This window comes from Coleofasciculus sp. E2-BRE-01 (assembly GCF_040221695.1).
GTDB lineage: Bacteria > Cyanobacteriota > Cyanobacteriia > Cyanobacteriales > Coleofasciculaceae > Coleofasciculus.
The window spans coordinates 1-21,284 of record NZ_JAVKEA010000021.1 but is presented as its reverse complement, the minus strand read 5'-3'; the positions used below and the strand labels follow the sequence as shown (position 1 = coordinate 21,284).

General features: G+C 46.7%; 17 protein-coding genes. 8 read left to right on the top strand and 9 right to left on the bottom strand.

The window, feature by feature from the left end; genetic code table 11:
• Window positions 1-123: 123 nt before the first annotated feature.
• Window positions 124-423: a hypothetical protein gene (locus RIG66_RS02370; RefSeq protein WP_446374847.1), complete on the bottom strand. Its 300-nt coding sequence runs from the start codon at window positions 421-423 to the stop codon at window positions 124-126.
• 64 nt (window positions 424-487) lie between these two features.
• The gene (locus tag RIG66_RS02365; RefSeq protein WP_446374845.1) at window positions 488-1,834 is read right to left on the bottom strand and encodes a cytochrome P450; all 1,347 of its coding nucleotides are present in this window, start codon (window positions 1,832-1,834) and stop codon (window positions 488-490) included.
• A gap of 662 nt (window positions 1,835-2,496) precedes the next feature.
• On the opposite strand from RIG66_RS02365, the gene RIG66_RS02360 reads away from it, so the two are divergent.
• The 3 genes from RIG66_RS02360 to RIG66_RS02350 all read left to right on the top strand — a co-directional run bounded on the left by RIG66_RS02360 (window position 2,497) and on the right by RIG66_RS02350 (window position 6,595).
• Window positions 2,497-4,461, top strand: a complete 1,965-nt coding sequence (locus RIG66_RS02360) for a lipoxygenase family protein (protein WP_446374843.1) — start codon at window positions 2,497-2,499, stop codon at window positions 4,459-4,461.
• A gap of 297 nt (window positions 4,462-4,758) precedes the next feature.
• The gene (locus tag RIG66_RS02355; RefSeq protein WP_446374842.1) at window positions 4,759-5,523 is read left to right on the top strand and encodes a hypothetical protein; all 765 of its coding nucleotides are present in this window, start codon (window positions 4,759-4,761) and stop codon (window positions 5,521-5,523) included.
• Window positions 5,513-6,595 (top strand): pentapeptide repeat-containing protein, encoded by a 1,083-nt coding sequence (locus RIG66_RS02350; RefSeq protein WP_446374840.1) that lies wholly within the window; start codon window positions 5,513-5,515, stop codon window positions 6,593-6,595. Before RIG66_RS02355 ends, RIG66_RS02350 begins: the two co-directional genes overlap by 11 nt.
• Before the next feature lie 1,137 nt (window positions 6,596-7,732).
• Here RIG66_RS02350 and RIG66_RS02345 read toward each other — a convergent pair.
• The 6 genes from RIG66_RS02345 to glyA form a co-directional block, all read right to left on the bottom strand.
• The gene (locus RIG66_RS02345) at window positions 7,733-10,231 is read right to left on the bottom strand and encodes an HD family phosphohydrolase (protein WP_446374838.1); all 2,499 of its coding nucleotides are present in this window, start codon (window positions 10,229-10,231) and stop codon (window positions 7,733-7,735) included.
• A gap of 180 nt (window positions 10,232-10,411) precedes the next feature.
• Window positions 10,412-11,389 carry an ADP-ribosylglycohydrolase family protein gene (locus RIG66_RS02340; protein ID WP_446374836.1) on the bottom strand — a complete coding sequence of 326 codons (978 nt, stop codon included), beginning with the start codon at window positions 11,387-11,389 and terminating at the stop codon, window positions 10,412-10,414.
• Window positions 11,389-11,862 (bottom strand): type II 3-dehydroquinate dehydratase, encoded by a 474-nt coding sequence (gene aroQ, locus RIG66_RS02335; RefSeq protein WP_446374834.1) that lies wholly within the window; start codon window positions 11,860-11,862, stop codon window positions 11,389-11,391. Before aroQ ends, RIG66_RS02340 begins: the two co-directional genes overlap by 1 nt.
• 9 nt (window positions 11,863-11,871) lie before the next feature.
• Complete coding sequence (locus tag RIG66_RS02330) at window positions 11,872-12,012, bottom strand: hypothetical protein (protein ID WP_446351229.1); 141 nt, start codon at window positions 12,010-12,012, stop codon at window positions 11,872-11,874.
• A gap of 366 nt (window positions 12,013-12,378) precedes the next feature.
• A complete protein-coding gene (locus tag RIG66_RS02325; protein WP_446374849.1) occupies window positions 12,379-13,635 on the bottom strand; it encodes a competence/damage-inducible protein A in 1,257 nt (418 codons plus the stop codon).
• Between the two features lie 144 nt (window positions 13,636-13,779).
• The gene (gene glyA, locus RIG66_RS02320; RefSeq protein ID WP_446374832.1) at window positions 13,780-15,063 is read right to left on the bottom strand and encodes a serine hydroxymethyltransferase; all 1,284 of its coding nucleotides are present in this window, start codon (window positions 15,061-15,063) and stop codon (window positions 13,780-13,782) included.
• Window positions 15,064-15,290: 227 nt separating this feature from the next.
• On the opposite strand from glyA, the gene RIG66_RS02315 reads away from it, so the two are divergent.
• Both RIG66_RS02315 and RIG66_RS02310 read left to right on the top strand, forming a co-directional pair.
• Window positions 15,291-15,488, top strand: coding sequence for a hypothetical protein (locus RIG66_RS02315; protein WP_006102198.1), 198 nt, complete (start codon window positions 15,291-15,293; stop codon window positions 15,486-15,488).
• Window positions 15,489-15,654: 166 nt separating this feature from the next.
• Complete coding sequence (locus RIG66_RS02310; RefSeq protein ID WP_446374830.1) at window positions 15,655-16,131, top strand: Tic20 family protein; 477 nt, start codon at window positions 15,655-15,657, stop codon at window positions 16,129-16,131.
• Window positions 16,132-16,223: 92 nt separating this feature from the next.
• On the opposite strand, the gene RIG66_RS02305 is transcribed toward RIG66_RS02310, so the two are convergent.
• Complete coding sequence (locus RIG66_RS02305) at window positions 16,224-17,015, bottom strand: fumarylacetoacetate hydrolase family protein (protein ID WP_446374828.1); 792 nt, start codon at window positions 17,013-17,015, stop codon at window positions 16,224-16,226.
• 296 nt (window positions 17,016-17,311) lie between these two features.
• On the opposite strand from RIG66_RS02305, the gene rpsF reads away from it, so the two are divergent.
• The 3 genes from rpsF (at window position 17,312) to RIG66_RS02290 (ending at window position 21,131) form a co-directional block, all read left to right on the top strand.
• A complete protein-coding gene (rpsF, locus tag RIG66_RS02300) occupies window positions 17,312-17,641 on the top strand; it encodes a 30S ribosomal protein S6 (protein WP_446374826.1) in 330 nt (109 codons plus the stop codon).
• Window positions 17,642-17,996: 355 nt separating this feature from the next.
• A complete protein-coding gene (locus tag RIG66_RS02295) occupies window positions 17,997-18,602 on the top strand; it encodes a hypothetical protein (protein WP_446374824.1) in 606 nt (201 codons plus the stop codon).
• A 420-nt stretch (window positions 18,603-19,022) separates the two neighbouring features.
• On the top strand, window positions 19,023-21,131 hold the full coding sequence (locus tag RIG66_RS02290; protein ID WP_446374822.1) for a tetratricopeptide repeat protein: 2,109 nt from the start codon (window positions 19,023-19,025) through the stop codon (window positions 21,129-21,131).
• Window positions 21,132-21,284: the final 153 nt, after the last annotated feature.

The following is a 21,284-nucleotide window of genomic DNA, read 5'->3' as shown; positions in this document are numbered from 1 at the left end:
AAGGAATAGTCACCCACTCAGTTCGCAGCGATTCGGCTTCTTCTAAAGCCCAAAAGAAGCGGACAGCCGATAATTTGCCTGTGCATAGCTTTCAAACCTTGTTAGCTGATTTAGGGACAATTGTTAACAATCGAATTCAGTGAACTGAATTTTATAGGTTAATTTGGTTAAATTAACAATATTGAGTAACCGACGCCCTTTATCGGAAACACTAAATGTCCACTGAAATGGAGCAAACACAGAGACTAATAATATTCGACTCCTCGCGTCCCATTTACCACCTTCTAATGTCAGACAATCATCGGGGAAAGGATTCCCATCCATAAAAAATACCCCTTTCAGAATGTCAGGGAAATCAGTTTCCCTGTCTTGTTTCATCCAAGTGCCAATATCGTTAAGTTGCCGAGTTTCAATGGTTAGCATGATTTGTTTTTATCTTGTCGTGTTGTTCGAGGTAAAACGGTATTCGCCAAGCAATACCTAACAATTAGCTTGCTCGCCGTGCAAAGCCATTTAATACTAGATTTGGCTTAAAGGGAGCAAACTTTTTCATATCCCATTCTACACCAGAAACAGAATGCCATTGATAGTGCTTAAACGCATACAAACAGAACAGTTTTATAATAGCAATCGATAAGGATCTGCCCGGACAGTTGCGTTCCTGATTCGAGCCATTCCAGGATAAAAGATCGCTATAATCTCGTGTAGTTTTAAATGTATCTGGCTCTTCATATTTGTCAGGATCACGATTCGCCGTAAATAGGGAAGCGACGAGACGAGTTCCCTTTTGGAACGGACATCGCTGACCGCCAATTTCTACTTCCATCGGTTCGGTAGACATTTGATTGAGAAAGCGAACGGGTGGATAAAGACGTGCTGTTTCAAAAATTACCTTTTCGGTTAATTCGAGTTGGGCTAAGGTTTGGGCATTTGGGGGATTTTGACCATCCCAAACGGTATCGATTTCAGCACCAACATTTGCTCTCAATGCTTCATCTTCACATAAAACACCGAACACAGAGGCAAGGAGATCACTGGTTCCAGCAGTTCCGGCAACGTGGATCATATCAAACAGATTGTTGGCAACCTGTTGTTCATTTAACTGATGCGTTGCCCCGAACTCTAGATAATCTTGATACTGGGGAGATTTTTTGTAAGTGTCTACTAATCGTTGGCGATGCTGAATGTGCGATCGCGTCTTATTTCTCAACAGTGTGTTATGAATAAGATTGGGAACAGTCGCTAATCCCAACCCGCCAATATAGCCAGCTGAACCAGCAATTTCTTCCTCAGATAATTTGAGGTCAAGAATCAGTTCGTGTAATAGAGCAACAATCATTTTGGGTAAGTCGGTTTTAACATCGATTTTTCCCTGCTTTGTCGCCGTTGCTAGTCCTGTATCGACTAGCTGTGCCAGTGTCTCTGTCGTTTCTTCTGGTTCCGGTAAAGCGTGAAAAAATAACGCTCGAATTCCGGCATGTTCATCACCATTGGTTCCTAAACATAAGGGATGACCGAGAAAATAACTGCGAGCATTGATTTTTAAGGGTCCCAAATAATTATCCCGTTTCTGGGGTATAGTTTCAACCAGTCTTTTGGCATCGGCGTAGGTGGTATGGATGATCGCCTGATCCAAACCCAGAAATTTATCGGAGATTTGTTTCTTCCGCACATACAGATAATCTCGCCATTGCTTAGTCAGTACCGGAAGGTCTAAAAAATAAGCCCTTAAACGAATGACTTTGCCAATGGGATTGTTCTGACCAATTTTTGCCAAGAGGCGCGAGAACTTGAGTTGACGCTCATGGACTTCGAGTATTTTTTGGTGTTCCATCCTAATTCTTCGGGGTTTTGCTTGCTGGAAAGGGTTAATTTATAACCTTATCATCATACGTATTGAACTTTATGGCGTTCAGCTCAAGTTTGGCAAAAACGCTCAACATTTCTTAATTAAATGACATCGATATTAACCAACTTGAATGATGAATAAAAATAGTATACAGTATAAATCTGTCCAAAAATGGAGCCAGTTAAGCCTGTTTAAATCAGTCGTGAACACAAATAGGGCTGAAAGTATTGCCCAGCAAGGATCGCTATTTCACAACTGATTTAGACTCATAATTCTTGAATTTTTTCTGGTTCCCGCATTGACAAACCTATTGCCATTTGCTAATAAAGCCGATTGTTGGTTATAGCACTACGCACTAAGGTTAGAACATAAAAGAAAAATTCAAATCGCTCAATCCCTTGTAAAGTAAGCTTTTGTCTTCACTATTGCCTATGACACACCGAGCGAAGTCGAGGTGTTGCCTATTGCCTATTCCCTGTTCCCTGGCGCGTAGCGCTATATTTACCAATTGCTGATGGGTCAACGAATCGTCGTCCTGATTCGGCTTCAGCCTTTAGGCTATCTCATGAATGATTAGGGATTCCGGCATTATCCTGGACAAGACACCAATAAACTCGTAACCTTTCTTTTGACAAAAGGATATCCACATGACCAAGACGCAAACTATTGTTCAAGAACTATTACAAGTTTTAAAGCTCAGGCTAATTAACAAGTCTAGCGTTCAGCAAAAACTCAAGAAAAAAGCGGCAAAACAACGATCGCAGTTAAGCAAAGTTGTCGGTCAGCTCGTCTTCAGTGACACCCAAAACCCCTTACATAATATGGAAGTGGAGTTGTGGGATCGAGACATTGGTACACCTGAAGAGTATCTAGGGAAAGGGATAACGGATCGCAATGGTTATTTTGAGATTTACTATGATCCGGAACAAGCGGGGTTTAAGGACAAGCCAGATTTAGAACTGAGAGTCATTGAAATTCGCAGCAGCTTCGATACCAACAATGAATTGGTGCTTGCCAAACGTCTCGCCTACACGATTAAAGGACCCGATAATGTCACGCAAAAGGAGTATGACTTTGGCACTTGCACCGTTCCCTACTGGCTTTACAACCCCACCAATTCCTTCCCCCGCATTCTGTTTACCGAGTTAGAGGGAACACCGGACGAAGATGCGATTGGTCGCAAACTACAAGGTTATGAAGCCGCGAATCGTTTAACCCCGATTAAAGCCAAGCATGTTATCGAAAATACGCTCAATCCGAATCAACTCTCTCTCCAGGAAATTCAAGGAGATTATCCGCCCAATTCCACGATTGATCTAGAGCGAAAAAATCCGGGATATACCCGAAGTGATGAATTTTTTGGGCTACGGATTCTCAATGGGATGAATCCCTGCTTACCGAAAAGAAATAAGAGCAACCCGAATGAGTACAAGGTGACATTCAACTGGGATGCTTACGAAAAAGATCAGATTCATGATCTGCACAACGTCGAAGCTACATTTGAGGTGAAAGATGGCAAATTCTTACCCACTTCGATTACCATTCAAAGCCGATATCCTGATTCCTACGCTCCTTTTTCTCCCCTGAAAGAACCGATCACCTATACACCCAACGATGGCGATAAATGGTTGCAGGCAAAGCGAATTTTCCGCACCAACACGTTCTTCGCGGCTGAACTGATTGAACATTATATTAAAGCTCATTTACAGATGGAGCAATATACAGTTGCAGCGTTCCGGAACTTGCGAAAAAATCCCCTCCGCCTGATGTTAATTCCTCACCTCAAGAGCTTGATTAATATTAATCGGCGGGCGGATACGGTATTAGTAGATCCAAATGAGGGCTATGTTGTCACGGCTGGATTTTTGACGCCAGAGAGTGTGGTGCAGATTTGTCATGAGAGCATGTCGCAGTTGGATTGGAAAGGTTGGCAACCGCGTCAGGCTTTATGTGAAACTCATACCTATGCCAAGATAGCCAATCTCTATTGGCAGCTTTTGACGGAGTATATTGAGGTCTTTTTCCAGAATTATCAGGATGAGATTGAACGCGAATGGATTGAAATTCATCGGTTATCGGATGACTTGGTTAACCATAGTGTGGCGTATGAACCCGAAAAAGACGGTGGTGGCGATGATGGGTATGAATGGTATGATACGAATGAACTGACTCAACCGAATAATTCCCGCCGCACCATCAATGGCAGTCTGAAAGTGGTAAGTCCGATTACGCTATCGGATAAACCCGATGCCAATGATATGGAATACTTAAAACAGTTCTGTCGGTTTGCGATTTTCCACGTAACCTTGTGGCATTCCTGGGTGAATGATTCCCAAACGGATGCTGGGGGGGAAGTTTTGTATAGTTCTCTCGGACTGCGGAATGGTAGTTTTGGGAATGAGGATGATCCAGCAATTTCTCCAGATTCAGGAGAAGCAACGCAACTGCTTTATCTGGTGAATGTGTTAACGGCGATTAAGTATGGATATATCATCAAAAATGAAGATGGGGATATTCCCGCCGAATTTCGCACAATTCTGTCAAATCACAAGCAAGATTTTGCCCAACTGGATTTTGATGTGAATAACATTAGATCGCTGATCAATATTTGATTTGATGGATAGTGTATCCCATCCGTAGGGGCGCAAGGCATTGCGCCCTTTATTTAATGGCATCCTTGACCCCAGCCAATTTCAAAATTATGCCCAGCATTAATATCGGTGGGTTACGGTGGATAGTTCATTGAATGGTTGTCACCTCAATTCAAGTCCCACCTAACCCACCCTACTCTTTGAGGTATGGCGTATTTTCAGCCGGGGGAGGGTGTCAACTAATGTTACGCAGGCAAACAACTGAGTCCCAGGTCATGTACGGTTATAGATGAACCCCTACTCAGTTGGTGTTCGGCAATGCCTTCCTCGATTTCTCCTCTATCCCAGCCCGAACCGGAAAACAACTGTGCTGATTGTCTGTACATGACATTGGCAGGGATTCCGGTGCAACCCGTGGAACATCCTGACTATCTGGAATTTCTGCAACCGTTTCCAACGCCACAAATTGACCTGTACTTAACCCTTAAGTTTAGCCAGCAGTGCGAATCTTTACCTCAAGGGCGGGTTCAATTTGGACTCAAAGGAGGAGCATTGCGGCTGAGGATAGAGGGGGGTGAGATTCCTTATGAGTCCCGGATTATGGGTTCTATGGAATTGGGTGTACCAACGGTGGAGACGGATTCTCCAGCGAATAGTCCAATCCGCGATCGCATCTCTGGGGAGTTGGATGAATCCACTCTTAACCCTCAGGGAAATGGAGCAACCGGACAACCGTCACTAAACGGGGAACCTAACCATTATTCCATTTGTCACATTACTACAAAAGTAACCGAAGAAAACCCCGCCTGGATTTTTGAAGAAGAACGGGGACAGCCTGTCTTAAATGGCTGGCTCAATCAGGTCAAACTCGGCACATTGAGTGTCTCTGCCCTTCCTTGTCGCGTGGACGCCACATTTGAAGTATCGCGGCGAGATATTTGTTTGACCCATGTTGACCGATTGTGGAGTCCGGATATTAGTCGCAATAAACGGGCGGTGCTGGACAGGCTGATTATTCAGCAGTTGCTGGAACGTAAGTTTAAGCCCTATCTCAGTCGAGTTGAGTTGCACTATGATGGATGAACGTTTTTTTACCCAACTCCAAGTCCTAATTCAGAAGGTTGTCGCGGCGGATACAGATAATTTAGCTCAACTGGCGGCAATGGTGGGTCTGAATTTGGCACGAGATTTCGCCGAGTCTAATCTCAGAGATACTAATCTCAAAGGTGCTAATTTGGTGAAAGCCAATCTTAGAGGTACTGATTTGCATGGCGCTAACCTGATGAAGGCGAGGCTGTGCGGGGCGGATTTGCGCGGGGCGGATTTGATTCAGGCTAATCTGTGTGGGGCTGATTTGAGACAGGCTAATCTACGGGGTGCGGTGCTGTGGAATGCGGATCTGACTCAGGCAAACTTAGAGGGGGCGAACCTCACTGATGCCAATTTAGAGGGGACAACTTTAAACTACGCCAATCTGAAAATGGTTGATTTGAGAGGCGCTCATCTCTACCAGGCTTATCTCTATGGGGCTAATTTGAATGAAGCGAAACTTAGAGGGGCAAATCTGGGAAAAACTGACCTGAGAGAGGCAAACCTGAAGCAGGCTTCAATTATTCGTGCCTATTTGGGACAAGCGAATCTGCAAGGTGCGGATCTCGACGGCGCGAATCTGAGTGAATCGGATATGAGTCAAGCGAAACTAAACCGTGCCAAATTGCGGAATACTCAGCTACGGAATGCTGATTTCAGCCTTAGTGATTTGAGTCAGGCGACGCTGATTCGTGCCAATGCGAGCCATGCTCACCTGATTCGCGCCAACCTGCGAGGGGCTGATTTGATTCGGACGAACCTGACAGGTGCTGATTTACAGGGGGCGGATTTGAGTTTGGCGGATTTGAGTCTGGCTAACCTGTATTTAGCCAATTTAGGCAATACTAACTTAATTCGCGCTAATCTCAGCATTGCTGAACTCGGCGGCGCGAATCTGAGTCGAGCCAATTTGAATCAGGCGGATTTGAGAGGGGCAAATGTGGAAAATGCTGAGTTTGCTAGCAATCCGGGATTGTCTGAGGAGATGAAGCGGGTGTTGAAACGGCGTGGTGCTATCTTGGCAGAGGTGAAGCGCGATCGCGTGGGAGTGCTGGCGTCTCGGTAATTGGATGCGATCGCTCTTTTTCCCAGGTTGTGCGATCGCGAAATTACTGGGAAGTCTCCATTGTCCCTACTGTTCTAGAGGGTCTATAGGAGCGCACATTTTCCCATGGTAAAAAAGTACCTTAAACAACAAAAAAAGTCAATGACTACGGGATTTAAATTATCGAGGCAATATAGTCGGGATATAATCCTATCCGGTTGAATCTTCATCGGTGGATCTGTTGTCACATAACTAAACCTTTTCGATTTATCCGTTGAGTTTTAAATTTATCAAGATAATCGGATTTAGGGCTGAAGCTGGACAGTCCTGGAAAAGCTTGACTTTACGTTGGTTTTGGTTGTAGTATCAAAAAAATGAATCCTGTATTGTGTTGTTATTGTAGCTAGTTTAAGGGTAAAACGCCTCAACGCCTTAAAAATACGTCTATTTTCCTAGCTAAAGTCACAAATTATTAAATACTACAAACGTACTTAATGACCAAATTCAATCAACTCGCTCTGGGGTTGATTTGACAAAAAAAACGTTTTATGCGTATGAGGTACATCAATTATAGCAATCCATGATTCAGGGGGCTAATAACAAGAGCCTGATTAATAGGTACCCTGTGACACACCGAGCGAAGTCGAGGTGTTCCCTGTTCCCTAATCTCCACCGCTAACTTTAATTGTGTCCACCTACTTAGTCAGTGCGATCACGGTTAAAAATCGGGTAAGTTTTATTATCGGGTTTCCGGTTCATCTATAAATCTGATATCGGGGCAGAAAATCCGATGTAGGGGCGGGTTTAGGGAAAAAATTAACTCAAGAAACCCATAACCTTTATGCACAACCCGCCTTTTTTTTGTAGGAGCATCCCGTTTTGGACAAAGCATTACTTAAAGTAACGCAATTGCAAGGGTTTCAGCACCATTCAAAGAGTCAATTTACCAAATTGGGATGCTCCCTTTTTTGTCAGAGTGGATGTGAGTGATAATGTTGTGTCGATGTTTTGATTATTGGATAGGCTAAAGCCCTTACTACGAACGAGGGTCTATAGGATCGCACATTTTTCCATGATAAAAAAATACCTGAACTAACAAAAAAAGTCAAGGACTGACTTGATTTTTAAAAGGGGTGACCAAAGCAGATTGGGTATCGCTCAAACTGGAGAAGAGGGTTGACAACTCAGGGCAGCTTTTGGATAAGCAATCCGCTGGTGATTGCACTGTTGCCAAACTTTGACAAAGACTTCCGCCGTAATCAATAATTCTTCTTTGGTTAACCCCGAATCAACTAACTGGTTATCTTCCCATCGGGCTTTGAGGATTTTCTTAACCGTGATTAAGGCAGTGTCCGGGGTAACATCCTTAAGCGATCGCAGCGCCGCTTCGCACGCATCAGCTAACATGACAATTCCTGTTTCTCGCGACTGAGGAATTGGTCCATCATAGCGAAAGTCTGCTTCTTTCACCAAATCTTTCCCCTCTTCCTGAGCGCGTTGTTTGGCTTGAAAGTAAAAATAGGAAATCAGCAGTTTACCTTGGTGTTCAGGAATAAAATCCCGAATCGCTTTCGGTAACTGATGTTTGCGAGCCATGACCAACCCTTCAGAGACATGCTTTTTAATAATCTCGGCACTCTTACGGGGGTTGTTAATTTGATCATGTTTATTGGGACCGCCCATTTGATTTTCAATAAATCCCAACGGATCATGCATTTTACCAATATCGTGATACAAAGTACCTGCCCGAACCAGTTCCACATTACAGTGAAGTTCACGGGCGGCGGCTTCAGCTAACGAGGCAACAAACAAGGTATGTTGGAATGTTCCTGGCGCTTGTGTGGCTAACCGTTTGAGCAATGAACGGTTCGGATTGGACAACTCCGCTAACCGAATTGGCGTCACCAAATCAAACAAGCGTTCTAGATAAGGAGAGAGTCCTAGTGCCACAATACTCCAGGCTAACCCCGATAGCCCGTAGAGAGCCGCACCCGGTAGCACCGCGTACCAAATTGTGCCAGCACTGGCACTCATAATCAGATTCAGGACGAGATGAACGCTGCCCTGGGTCAATCCCACGATACCGCCTAATAACGCCAATTCCTCCCGCGATCGCATCCGTCCGGCAATTAACGCCCCCACCAAACCCCCGGTACCACCCGCGATTAAAAATTCCCAGCTCACCTCCATGCTAAATGTGACCAAGCCGGTCAACAGTGTCACCACAGTTGCACCCAAGCTTGACCCATAGAAACTCCCCACTAACAACCCAATCGCGGGCAGGCTGTTATATTGCCCCCCCAATAGTGCCAAGACGGGTGTACTTAAACTCAACAGCAGAACCAAAATATGGTCACGTTGCCGCAGGGGGGGATGGACTCGACGTTCGACTAACCAAAAAATACCAACTCCCCCGGTAACCAAACCGCCAAATCCAATCAGCCCGATCCAGTTAATTTCGCGACGACTCAAGCCGTAGTAATCCAGCAGGACAAAATCCGCCTGGGTAATTTCCTCGCCCGCTTCGACAATGACTTCTCCTTCTTGAGCCGTCACCATCACAGGATCTACAGATCGAGCAGCTTGTTCTGCCCGACGCTTGGTTTGTTCTGTATCTTCAATGAGATTGGGCTTTAAGTTAGAAGTCAGGAGTTCCACGGCTAAGGGTTGTGCCTCAGCCGGAATCAGCGTACTCACCTGCACCGCTACCGCATTGTCTAATAACTCCGAGGGCAATCCCGGCGGAATTCCTTGGGTCAGAATGTGGCGAGTGGCATCCTGAATTCCCTGTCGAGTTTTCTGCCAAGCCGAATCAGACAGATCGAGTACGGATGCATCGTAGGCAGGAGTTGAGTCCGGGGTTACACTTGATGACAGTTGAGCCACTGCCTTTTGGTAACCCTGACGAGCTTTACTGGCTGTCTGCATCAACTCAGAGAAGGCTGGGGTAGACGCCACTTGACGGTAACTTTGCAATTCGCTTACCGCTTGGATAAACTCCCGAGTCAACGGTTTTTTCTCTCGGTTCGGGATAACCACTCCAGGCTCAAAGGGGTTGACCGGAGCATTATCTTCGACGAAAGCAACAATAGCTTGCCATTCCCAGGCTTCACTCTGGCGCAGATACTGCTGGGTGGCGGCGGACAGCACCGAGGTTGGCACAAACGGAAACGAACCACTAATTTCTCGCCATTGATCTATTTTGTCCAATGATTGTTGTAGGCTTTGATCAATCTCTTGGGTCAGAGATTTGTCAATCATTAAAACGGGGAACGAACCCGTCCGAGCCTCTTTGCGTTTTTCTTCTGTGGTTTTAGTATCCTCAACACTGGCGTCAAAGCGAGCGCGGATGGTATAGGGGGCATCCCTACCCACATCGAGGGTTGGTTGATTGTAAAAACGGTTTCCCATCACGCTGGTGAGAGAAACGACGGCTAGGATAAACATGACGGGTGAACGTCCTTGCCGCTTTGCTGATGGTGGTGGATTGCCTTTTGTCCCCAGGAAGGGAAGGATTTGTTTTAACGGATGACCTGGCTTTTTTTGCTCAGGGGAAAGATGACCATCAGATCCGACGAATGGAAGGATGGTACGAAATTGCTCAGATTTTTGCCGCAGGTGGTTTAGCTGTTGCGTCAACGAGTGGAGCCTTTTCATAGCAGAAGAGTTGCCTTTTTAGGTGAGCGGTGGCGGTGAAACCGCGAGGCAGACAGGTGGGGATTTGCGGTCAGTTCATCGAAAATTGGGGTTCCTGACTGGGTTTCAGTTAGTCGGCTGTAATGTTTGAGTTTAGCTCTTTTTAGCTGACAAAACATGGCTTATCCACCTATCTATAACTTATAAACGACGTTGAATAATATTCGGTGCAGCAACGGCTGCTTGTTTGTACCGACCATTGATTTGCTTTTGATCGTAAACCCCTAGCCAAACCGCTAGTAATTGGTCTGTTAATTTTTGCCTCTTTTTGAAGACCGGAATTTTAAGGGCAGCAACTCGCCAGCTTACTGGAATACCGTTGATACCGTTATAAACACCCGCTAATGCCCCTGTCAAAGCCGCCGTAATTTGGTTTTGGTAACCGCTACGAACGGCACGGATGACACAGAGACGAAAATCTTCGGGTGTATAGAGGAAACAATAAAAGGCTAAAGCGATCGCCATATCTGAGGCATCCCCCCTATTACCTAAATTTGCGGGTAGACGGCGCACTTTCCTCCTGGTGGTTTCTAAATCTGCACCTGCTTCTATCAGGGTTTGAACCTGTTGTAATCGATAGGTTAAGATGGTTTGTTCTGTCCCCAAGACTCTAAGGATGTGGGGAATCAGGGTTGTTCGGTTAAGGGTTTCGGTGAGAGTCAGAGCCATGGCGGTAGCGATTGCCAACATCCCAGCCGAGGCGTCGGTTTCGAGTTGCCAAATTGCTGCCGCCTGAACCAGGTGTTGCCGTAACCACTCTTGATTTTCGTGAAAAAAAAGCGCCATTGGCAGCGTTGCCACCGCTGCTTCGCTGCTTTGGGCTTTCCCTTTCAATTCTAGGAGTGAGGGTTGGGTTTGGCTACAGCGAATGATCCAATCGTCATTCAGCCTGCCTGTGTCAATTAAACTCTCGATTCCACAAGTGGCGATTTGACTCCAAGGGGAGAGTTGGGGCATACAGAGGTGGGACTGACTCGGTTGAGGTTGGCGTTTGGTGAACTGAAGCGATTTTCTACCAACTGAATCACCGAGTCCTTGATCAAGGTGATGGCTGACTAGCTCACCAATCAAGCTACCCAGTAATGCTCCTTGAAATCGGCACAGAAGAGAATGCTGCATTAATTTGCTCTTGCCCCTGTTTTCAGGGTATGGACGAGAGCTAAGAGTCCCAAGCGATAACTTTCGGCACCAAAGCCGCTGATCTGACCGACAGCTACGGGGGCGATGAAGGAGTGATGTCGAAAGGGTTCGCGCTGATAGATATTACTCAGATGTACTTCCACTACAGGCAGTGCTACGGCAGCTAAGGCATCGCGTAGGGCTACACTTGTATGGGTATAAGCACCAGCATTGATTAATATCCCATGATGCTGCGTTCTCGCTGCTTGTATGGCATCAACTAAAACACCTTCATGGTTGGACTGTAACGTCACAACTTGGCAGGATAATGACCTTGCCTCCTGTTGCAGGAGTTTGTCAATTTCTGCCAAGGTTACCGATCCATAAATACCAGGCTCTCGGAGTCCTAGAAGATTCAAGTTTGGACCATGCAGGACGAGAATACTCAAAGAACTCCGAGCTTCATTCGGCACGTTAACTAATTATCGGGAACGACGGCGTGGATTATTAACCGGAATGGGGATGAGTTCGGGTTCCGGCTGAGGTTCAGGACCCAAGAGGGTTCCAACCAGCTTGCGTGCCCATTCTTTCAGTTTTTCCAACACCTTTTCTATATAATCCATTAAACTGAATGCTCCTGTGAGACAACTTAATAGGTTTTTGACCGTCTTAACAACAGGACGGGTGCTAGAAGCCTTTCTCAGCACGACTTTGGGAACTCTTGGGCGTTTTACGCTTGGACGCTTTGTGGGCGCTTTAGTGGAAACCCTGCCCAAGTTAAGACTATGACGCTGATATTAAACTGAGCGGTTTTCCTATTGCTATACACCGTCTGGATCGTTTTAACCCATCTGTTGCATTTCTTAACGTTCAGCATAACACAGAACCCCAAAGCCTAGCTATCCCCTAAATGGAATATGGAGTCGATCCTGCGATCGCAACGGTTTTGGCTTCTCTACCTTTAGTTATAACTCAAGTTACACTTGAGCCTAGTGGTATTGCTCCAATAATCGGCGTCGCAGTTGGTCGAGGGCATAACAGACACTCCAATGACGAACCGAAGCCCGATCGCGATCGCGACCAAAGTTATATTTAAAACACTCAACTCGATCATCTGGCGTCGCCAAACCGATATATACCAACCCCACCGGCTTAGATTCAGTCCCACCGCCGGGTCCAGCAATACCCGTAATACTCACACCCCAATCCGTCGTCAGCTGCGATCGCACACCCAATGCCATTTGCTGGGCAACAGGTTTACTCACCGCCCCCCATTTATCCAGATCTGATGACTTAACCCCCAGTAAGGATACTTTTACGTCATTGCTATAGGAAATTATCCCACCCTGAAAATAGTCAGAACTTCCCGCAACGGCTGTCAACATGCTGCCTAAACCGCCTCCCGTACAGGATTCGGCTACACTCACCGTTTGATTGGCATCGATTAAAAGCTGACCCACAACCGAGGCGAGGGTATCTGTATCCACACCAAAATAGTCAGCCCCAGCAATTTGCCGCAGTTGCTTGACAACAGGTTCAATTACCTGTATCGCTTCCCCTTGAGACGGCGCACGGGCGCTAACCCGTAACCGGACTTCTCCCTGAGAGGCGTAGGGGGCGACGGTGGGGTTGGTTAAGTCAAAAAACGACGCCACTTTTTCGGCTAACGCGGATTCCCCAATTCCCCAGAATCGTAAGGTTTGACTATAGATAATTTGTTGTCCCCAACCTTGACCTTTGAGATAGGGAACCGCCGTTTCTCGCCACATCCGCTGCATTTCACTGGGAACACCGGGAAAGGTAAGAATAGTTAAACCGGGGCGCGGTTGCCAGATTATACCCGGTGCGGTTCCCTTGGGGTTCGGTAAAACCTTAGCGCCTTCTGGAATCAGGGCTTGCTTGTGATTATTGGCAGTCATTTGCCGTCCCCGTTGAGCAAATTTGCGAGCAATATCCTCAATGATGTCAACTTGCTCAATCAGGGGAACACCAAAAAAATCCGCGAGGGTTTCCGTGGTTAAGTCATCTGGCGTCGGTCCAAGTCCACCCGTAAAAATCAGAATCGCCGAGCGATCGCACGCCATTGCCAAGACTTGCTTTAACCGCGAGGGATTATCTCCCACAACGGTTTGATAGTAGTGGGGAATACCCAGATCTGCCAATTCGCAGGCTAAAAACTGGGCATTCGTATTCAGAATATCCCCTAGCAGTAACTCAGTGCCAACACAAATGATTTCTGCGCTCATTGGTTTGTCCTTGGTCATTTGTCCTTTGTCCTTGGTTAACACAGGGGACAGGGAATAGGGAATAGGGAATGACGAATGACGTAGCTTGCTTCTCAAGGGTAGCGAGTATGACAAATGACGAATGACAAATGACGAATGACCAATTTATACCAATGTAGGTACAGGAATATTGAGATGGGGATATAAGGGGAAGCGATCGCACAATTGAGCCACACGACGCCGACAATCGGCGGCGATGGTTTCATCCTCTGGATTGAGTAAGCGATCGGCAATAATATCGCCAATCTCGATAAATTCAGCTACGCCCATTCCGCGTGTTGTCATCGCCGGGGAACCGAGACGTAAGCCACTGGTGACAAAGGGAGACTCTGGATCGAAGGGAACCGTATTTTTATTGGCGGTAATATTCACACCACTCACCAGTTGATCCGCTCGTTTCCCAGTCATGGAAATACAGCGTAAATCCACCAGCATTAAATGATTATCCGTCCCGCCAGAGACAATTTTCAAACCCCGTTTTTGCAGTTGACTGGCGAGGGCTTGGGCATTTTCAATCACATTCGCTGAATACTCTTTAAATGCAGGTTGTAACGCTTCACCAAACGCCACAGCTTTCGCCGCGATCGCATGTTCTAATGGACCGCCTTGACTTCCTGGGAACACCGCTTTATCCAGCTTTTTGCCGATGTCAGGATCACGAGTAAGAATTAAGCCGCCTCGGGTTCCCCGCAGGGTTTTGTGCGTGGTGGTGGTGACTACATCACAATGAGGAATTGGGTTCGGATGATGACCTGTCGCCACTAACCCTGCGATGTGAGCAATATCCGCCACCAGGTAAGCGCCCACTTCATCCGCAATGCTGCGGAATTTTTCAAAGTCAATAATACGCGGATAAGCCGAATAGCCACAAATCAGCATCTGGGGGCGTTCTTTGAGGGCAAGTTCGCGCACCTGATCATAATCCAGTTGCTCGGTTTCCGGATTAACGCCGTAGTGACAAACCTTAAACCACTTCCCCGACACATTCACAGGCGAACCGTGGGTGAGGTGTCCCCCATGGGATAAATCCATCCCCATAATCGTGTCTCCCGGCTTGAGCAGCGCTAGGAATACAGCAAAATTGGCTTGAGCGCCTGAATGGGGTTGGACATTCGCATGAGCTGCACCAAAGAGCCGTTTAGCCCGGTCAATGGCAAGCTGTTCGACCTTATCGATGAATTCACAACCGCCATAGTAGCGCTTTCCGGGTAAGCCTTCAGCGTACTTATTGGTTAAGACTGATCCTTGAGCCGCCAGTACCGCCGGGGAGGTAAAGTTTTCACTAGCAATCAGTTCCAGATGGTCACGCTGGCGTTGGAGTTCTTGGCTTATTCCCTCAGCGACTTCTGGGTCAGTTTGGGCGAGAAAATCTAAGTTTGTTTGAGTCACGTCCGTCAATCCCTTACGATGCTTTGCCGTCCAGTTTGGTTCATAAACGTTTTACCACATTGCCCGTTGCCGTTGCTTTGCTCAAACTCTCACCCCTCTCCCCTGCGTTTCTCAGAGGTAAGTATCCAATGGATGAAAGTTAAGCTCTGTGTTGATAGAGAGCCTCTAGCTAAAGACGTAAATTATGATGGGATCAGCGCTCTAGTGGAATTGACCGGAGGCGTTCTATGTTAGTTATCCTTACCGAAGAGCAAATTCTCTCCCCGACTCAAGTTTGTCAAAGCTGTTTGCTGGCTGACAGCAAGGGTCAACCCCGTTGGCGTCGGGGTAAGCTGGGATGTGGTCATGCCATTCGTAAACTCACACCCCATCAACCGGAGCAATATGAGTGCGAAATGGGTTTCCGCATCGCTAACCTTGAATAGTTTATCATCTGGGACAATAAACTGAACTACTGTCCGAGTCGGAAATAATCCATAAATCCTGACATAAAACCCATAACAGATGACAGCGTTCATCGAAATGGGTCACCTACGTTATCCTGAAAATAGTTAGATAGCGATTTGAACCACCCGAAAAGGAGAAGCAACAATGACTTGGCGCGGCTCAACAACAGTTAAAGATCGAATTTTTGCAGCGCTGCCCTATCTGCTGCCTTTATTGTACGCACTGCCGTTTGGTGTTTTTCTACTCAGACAGTTTCCTGTCCTAAATATTATTCTTGTACCGCTCTCTCCTTTAATTTTCATTAAAAGCACAATTCCCTTTGCGGGACTGATTCTTTTCTTTGTCTTATTTTTAGCCGTTGTCAGGAATGAAAGGATTGCCCACTTTATTCGTTTTAATACGATGCAGGCAATTCTTTTAGATATTCTACTGGTTCTATGTAGTTTTGCCATGAGCATTCTCGGACGAGGATTGGGAGCGAACTTTTTTATAGAAACCCTATCCAACGTGATCTTTTTAGGTACGCTTGTGGCTTGCGGCTACGGGATAGTTCAGTCTTTGCTGGGGCGCTACGCCGAAATTCCCACACTTTCGGAAGCGGTTTACGCCCAAGTTCGATGATTGGTCTATTTGTCATTGGTCATTGGTCATTGGTCATTGGTCATTCGTTTATGTAAGGGTTTGAGGATTATTGAAAAACCGTTTAACCCAGGTTAAAGAATGACGGGTGCAGAACGGGGGACGACAGTGTTTTCTAAATGACCAATTCCCTCAATTTCCACACGGACGCGATCGCCGATTTGCATTGGACCAATCCCTCGTGGCGTACCGGTAAGGATTACGTCTCCGGGAAGCAGGGTCATAATCTCAGAAATATAGGAGACTAGGAAGTCCGGGGCAAATACCATTTGATCAATGGATGTTGATTGTACAGGTTCGGGCGCATCGTTTAAAAACGTCTGCAACTTCGCCCCAGCACTCAACTCCCGCACAATCCAAGGACCTAGGGGACAAAAGGTATTAAAACCCTTTGCCCTCGTCCATTGACCATCTTGTTTTTGTAAGTCGCGAGCAGTGACATCGTTGGCGATGGTGTACCCCCAAATTTTTCCTTGGGCTTGTTCGGGCGTACAGTCTACACAGAGTTCACCAATAACCAGCGCCAACTCTCCCTCATAGTCCACCCGTTTTGACTGAGGCGGAAACTGGATGTCTCGATTCGCCGCCGTTATGGTTGTCGGTGGTTTGAGAAACAACAAGGGTTCCTGGGGAACAGGTGTTCCCATTTCAACAGCGTGATCCATATAGTTTTTGCCAACGGCGACAATCTTGGATGGCGCACAGGGAGCCAACAATGTATAACTATCCGGTGCTAACTCCAGATCAGTCGGTTGACCCTGTAGCCACGGCGGTGCATCTAAAACTTGGATACTGCGGTTGAGTTGCAGCAAGCCATAGTAGGTTTGCCCTTGAGCCGTTTTAATGCGGACGTAGCGCTGCGCCATGATATTAGAGATTCCTTGGTAATTGAATGAGAGCATTCTACTGATATGGGATTTTGATTGACCCTGGCAGCTAGCTAGAATTAATACCAAAAAATAGTAAAATTGCAAGAGTGTCATCTGGGCGGATTGTCTGCCTCAAGCCTAGAAGTAGGAAAAAACCCAGATCAGGCATAGAATAGAGCAGTTAAGTCAGCTCGAATCCTTGCTTCTGTGACTGGGGTAGCCTCCCGATTAAAAGCCATGGCTATCTCGAATCAGCAAAAGAAGCCCAATTGTCCATAAGGAGAAGACCATTTGTGAGCGATAGTTACGAAATGATGTATATCCTGCGTCCTGATATGTCAGAGGAGCAGGTTAACCAAGCGGTGACCAAGTATAAAGATCTCCTGCAAGAGCAAGGCGGTGAGGAGATTGACATCCAACATCGTGGTAAGCGTCGTTTGGCTTATCCCATCGACAGACACCGCGAAGGCGTCTACATTCAAATGAACTATAAAGCGCCCCCGACTCATGTGGCTCAGATTCAGCGAGCGATGCGCTATGGAGATGAGGTGATTCGTTATCTGACGCTGAAACAGGAACTTCCCCCCGAACCCCAACCCGAACCGGTTGAGGTAGAAGCTTAGAGAGTTGCGTAAAAATAAAGTACCAGTGAGGCGAGCTGAATTCATCAACTCAGCCAAGCTTCCTTGGTACATTATTAAGTCGCAAGTCCCTTAGTGTCCTAAGATAGCGACCCAAGTACCCCCTCCAGAGGTATCCTGTGGAGGGGTTCTGAACGTATAGCAGTACCAAGGCAGGTTAGGACAAATAGAAGAAAAATTCAAATCGCTCAATCCCTTGGAAGGTAAGCTTTTGCCTATTGGCTATTGCAAGAAAGCCTGGCGCGTAGCGCTATATATCTGAATATGATTCAAGTTCTCAGTTGTTGTTTTACTCATCTGATTAGAATTGGGATGACATCAAAAGGACAAGCCGCCCATGCCAAAGACCAAAATTCTACAAGAAGGACAATCCTATACCTTCCGATCTTATTTCCAGATGCCCTACGAGGCAGAGGATATTCTTGCCGAGTTTGATTACACCCTTCACAAGTCACGTCTATCTTTACCCCTGTCTCAAAAGCAACTTGACCAACTCCCAGCATTGCAGCAGCGGCTAGAGGACACTCTCCTATTAACCAGCTTGAGTAACGAAGCGGCGCGGCGGGAAGCTTTGGTCTTTCCTGTACTGCTGGAAGTTGCTCGGTTATGCCAGTGCCAAATTCGTATTGAATATCCTCTCACTGTGAATCATTGGCTCAAAGGTAACCTGGACTACCTTGTGCGGGGGAAGACAGGTCTGATTGTGGTTGAGGCGAAACATGATGACTTGACTAGAGGTTTTACGCAGTTAGCCGTGGAACTGATAGCATTAACCCAAGTTGAAGAACAAAACATTTTCTACGGTGCTGTCACGATGGGAGATGCTTGGCGATTTGGCAAAATAGAGAGAACCGAACATCGCATCACCCAAGACATTACGTTATATCGGGTGCCCGACGACCTAGAACAACTCACCCAAATTCTCATCGGACTTTTTGATTAAATCTCTTGGTTAGAAACGGCTCGATTAGAATCTGCTGTCAATAATCAGACAACCCTTCACTAAACGGATAAGTAGGGAACCCAGTATGACGTAAAGTTTTTGATGACGACAGCTATGGGAAGCTCTTTGGTACTTGAAGGTATACCGCTCTCCCTGATGCCTTGAGTATTACCCAATAAGTCCTGAATTAGGCAACAATAGTAGGAAGAGTCATAGTAAGATTACTCTCAACTACTGATTATGCAACGAGTAGGTAGGTAGAACTAAACATCCTCTAAAATTGCGATTTTCTTATTGTTCATCATTCAGATTTTATCGCGATTCTGCCCAATTCGCGATCGCTCGGTACTCGTTGTTACGATCAAGTCTTTCCCTTAAATCTCATCCTCTTGTTGCCTGACACTCCTGGACTCTCTCAGCATGACTGTAACGGATACTGTTGCCCATAAAATTTCGAGCTGGAATCGGCAAATCTATAAACGCTTGAAACTTGCTCTGAGTCTCGGACTACGGCGTCAAATTTTTGTGGCGATTTGTGATGATCTGAGCCTACGGAATCGTCTGGCGGGTAAACTTCATGGGGAGTTGGGGACAACCTCTGCGATCGCGCCACCCAAGGGTTCAGGCTCTACTAATTTAGTCAGCCTGAACATTAATGTCAATGATCCCCATCCCTTTGCCCAAATAGCTGCCTGGTTAGCTCAAAATCGCCATTCTCCCATCGCCACATCCCCTCCCTGTTTCCAACTCCTAGGTGTTGAACGCTTAACCCGTCAATCCCCAACGGTACAGCAACTGTTTCTCCGGCGTTTACAGTCCATTGAGCGCTATTTGCCGCAGTTAGACGCCAATGTGTTACTCTGGCTACCCCGCCCTTGGTTCCATTCCATTGTCCAGTCTGTACCGGAATTTTGGCGGTGGCGTACTGGGGTATTCGAGTTTGAAGGGGAACCCACACCACTTCCCCCGGTGGGCGCGACTCAACCGGAAGCCTCTCCCACGGCGGTGATGACTCAGGAAACAGAGGAAGAGGAGATAGAGAAGACAGAGGAAACAGAGGCTTCGTTCCAAGAAACCTTGCAGACGGTGCTAACCCAGGAAGTGGACGAAACTCTGGATTTGCAGTTGTTCCAGAATAGTGTGGGCAACAATGGACATTTTAGCGAGGAGGTTGAACCCCTGATTGTCCCGACTAACGGGAAGTCTAATGCTAATCCGAATGGCAAAGGGAAGCTGGGGGCTGTGGACTTTGAGATGGAGGAAACACCATTACCGCCACAAAATCCGCCGACATCCCAACATCCTGCTGATACATCAACGGAAGCCCCAGATCTCCCCCAAACCGCGTCGCCTGCTGAGGCGTATTTACAACTGGGGAATCATTACCGTCATGCGATTGAACAAGGAGACACCTCAGAAGAAAATTTAGCGATCGCGATTCAGGCGTATGAGCAGGCGTTGCAATGGTTAGATGATACATCGCCCTACGTCGCGGATGTTCTTAATGATTTGGGGAATCTTTATTGGATGCTTTCCCGATGTCCCCAGGATACAGGGATGCGTCTATCTTATCTGGAACAGGGGATTCAAGCCTATCAACTGGCATTAACGAAATTAACGGCTCAAGACGCCCCCCACACCTATGCCATGATCCAAAATAATTTAGGGGCAGCTTATGGGGATTTGGCTCGCTATCAAGATGTTGCGGATAACTTAGAACTCTCGATTCGAGCCTACGAAGAAGCATTACACTATCGTAATCCAGAAAATGACCCGCTTAAATATGCCTCTACCCAAAATAACTTAGGCACGGCGTATTGGCATTTAGCACAACATCACTCTCCTGTCAATAACTTACAGGCAGCAATTGGGGCGTATGCGGAAGCCCTATGTTATTACAACAGTCGCTCGAATGCGACAAATTGGGCGATGATTCAAAATAATTTAGGCACAGCGTACTGGAATCTGGCACAGTATGAACAACCGGAAACCTGGCTGGAGTTAGCGGTGATAGCCTATAAAGATGCGCTAACTTATCGTACCCCAGAGGTGTCTCCGGCTGCCTGTGCCGCGACTCAGAATAATTTGGGTACGGCGTATTGGCATCTGGCGGATCGCTGTGTTGAAGACTCTCAGAGACGGGCAGACTATTTACGCCATTGTATCGCCGCTTATGAGGTTGCGATCGCGTTAGCCGAGGAATTGGCGCAGAATCATCCGCCGACATCGGTTAATTTTGATGTTATCGCCACTCGGAATAATTTGGGACTTGCCCATTATCAGTTTGCCACTGAACCGTCTTTGGGTGCGGGAAAAGAGGATCAATCCCACCATCTACAAACCGCCCTCCATCAGCATGTTCAAGCTTGTACGGGAGTAGCGGCGCGATCGGATGTTTACCAAACCTCTTTGGACTATATCATTAAAACGATTCGCACGTTCTACCAGGAACAAGGGATTAGTGGGCAAAATCTGGCACTTTCTAAGGTACCGGGTCAGCTTTTACCGGAAATTTTACCACGGCTGTAGAGGGGGGTGTAGGGTCATGGGTGTCAACTTAAGCCACATTACCCACGATAGGATACTGGGTGTGGGGTATGGGGTGTGGGGTATGGGGGAAAGCGAGCAATTTTGGGGAGCTATGTATTAAACGGAGCCTGTTTGAAAAAAACATTGTGGATG

Coding starts and splice junctions, on each gene's coding strand:
- RIG66_RS02370 (WP_446374847.1), bottom strand. CDS start 423: ATGCTAACCATTGAAACTCGGCAACTTAACGATATTGGCACTTGGATG.
- RIG66_RS02365 (WP_446374845.1), bottom strand. CDS start 1,834: ATGGAACACCAAAAAATACTCGAAGTCCATGAGCGTCAACTCAAGTTC.
- RIG66_RS02360 (WP_446374843.1), top strand. CDS start 2,497: ATGACCAAGACGCAAACTATTGTTCAAGAACTATTACAAGTTTTAAAG.
- RIG66_RS02355 (WP_446374842.1), top strand. CDS start 4,759: ATGCCTTCCTCGATTTCTCCTCTATCCCAGCCCGAACCGGAAAACAAC.
- RIG66_RS02350 (WP_446374840.1), top strand. CDS start 5,513: ATGATGGATGAACGTTTTTTTACCCAACTCCAAGTCCTAATTCAGAAG.
- RIG66_RS02345 (WP_446374838.1), bottom strand. CDS start 10,231: ATGAAAAGGCTCCACTCGTTGACGCAACAGCTAAACCACCTGCGGCAA.
- RIG66_RS02340 (WP_446374836.1), bottom strand. CDS start 11,389: ATGCAGCATTCTCTTCTGTGCCGATTTCAAGGAGCATTACTGGGTAGC.
- RIG66_RS02330 (WP_446351229.1), bottom strand. CDS start 12,012: ATGGATTATATAGAAAAGGTGTTGGAAAAACTGAAAGAATGGGCACGC.
- RIG66_RS02325 (WP_446374849.1), bottom strand. CDS start 13,635: ATGAGCGCAGAAATCATTTGTGTTGGCACTGAGTTACTGCTAGGGGAT.
- RIG66_RS02315 (WP_006102198.1), top strand. CDS start 15,291: ATGTTAGTTATCCTTACCGAAGAGCAAATTCTCTCCCCGACTCAAGTT.
- RIG66_RS02310 (WP_446374830.1), top strand. CDS start 15,655: ATGACTTGGCGCGGCTCAACAACAGTTAAAGATCGAATTTTTGCAGCG.
- RIG66_RS02305 (WP_446374828.1), bottom strand. CDS start 17,015: ATGGCGCAGCGCTACGTCCGCATTAAAACGGCTCAAGGGCAAACCTAC.
- RIG66_RS02295 (WP_446374824.1), top strand. CDS start 17,997: ATGCCAAAGACCAAAATTCTACAAGAAGGACAATCCTATACCTTCCGA.
- RIG66_RS02290 (WP_446374822.1), top strand. CDS start 19,023: ATGACTGTAACGGATACTGTTGCCCATAAAATTTCGAGCTGGAATCGG.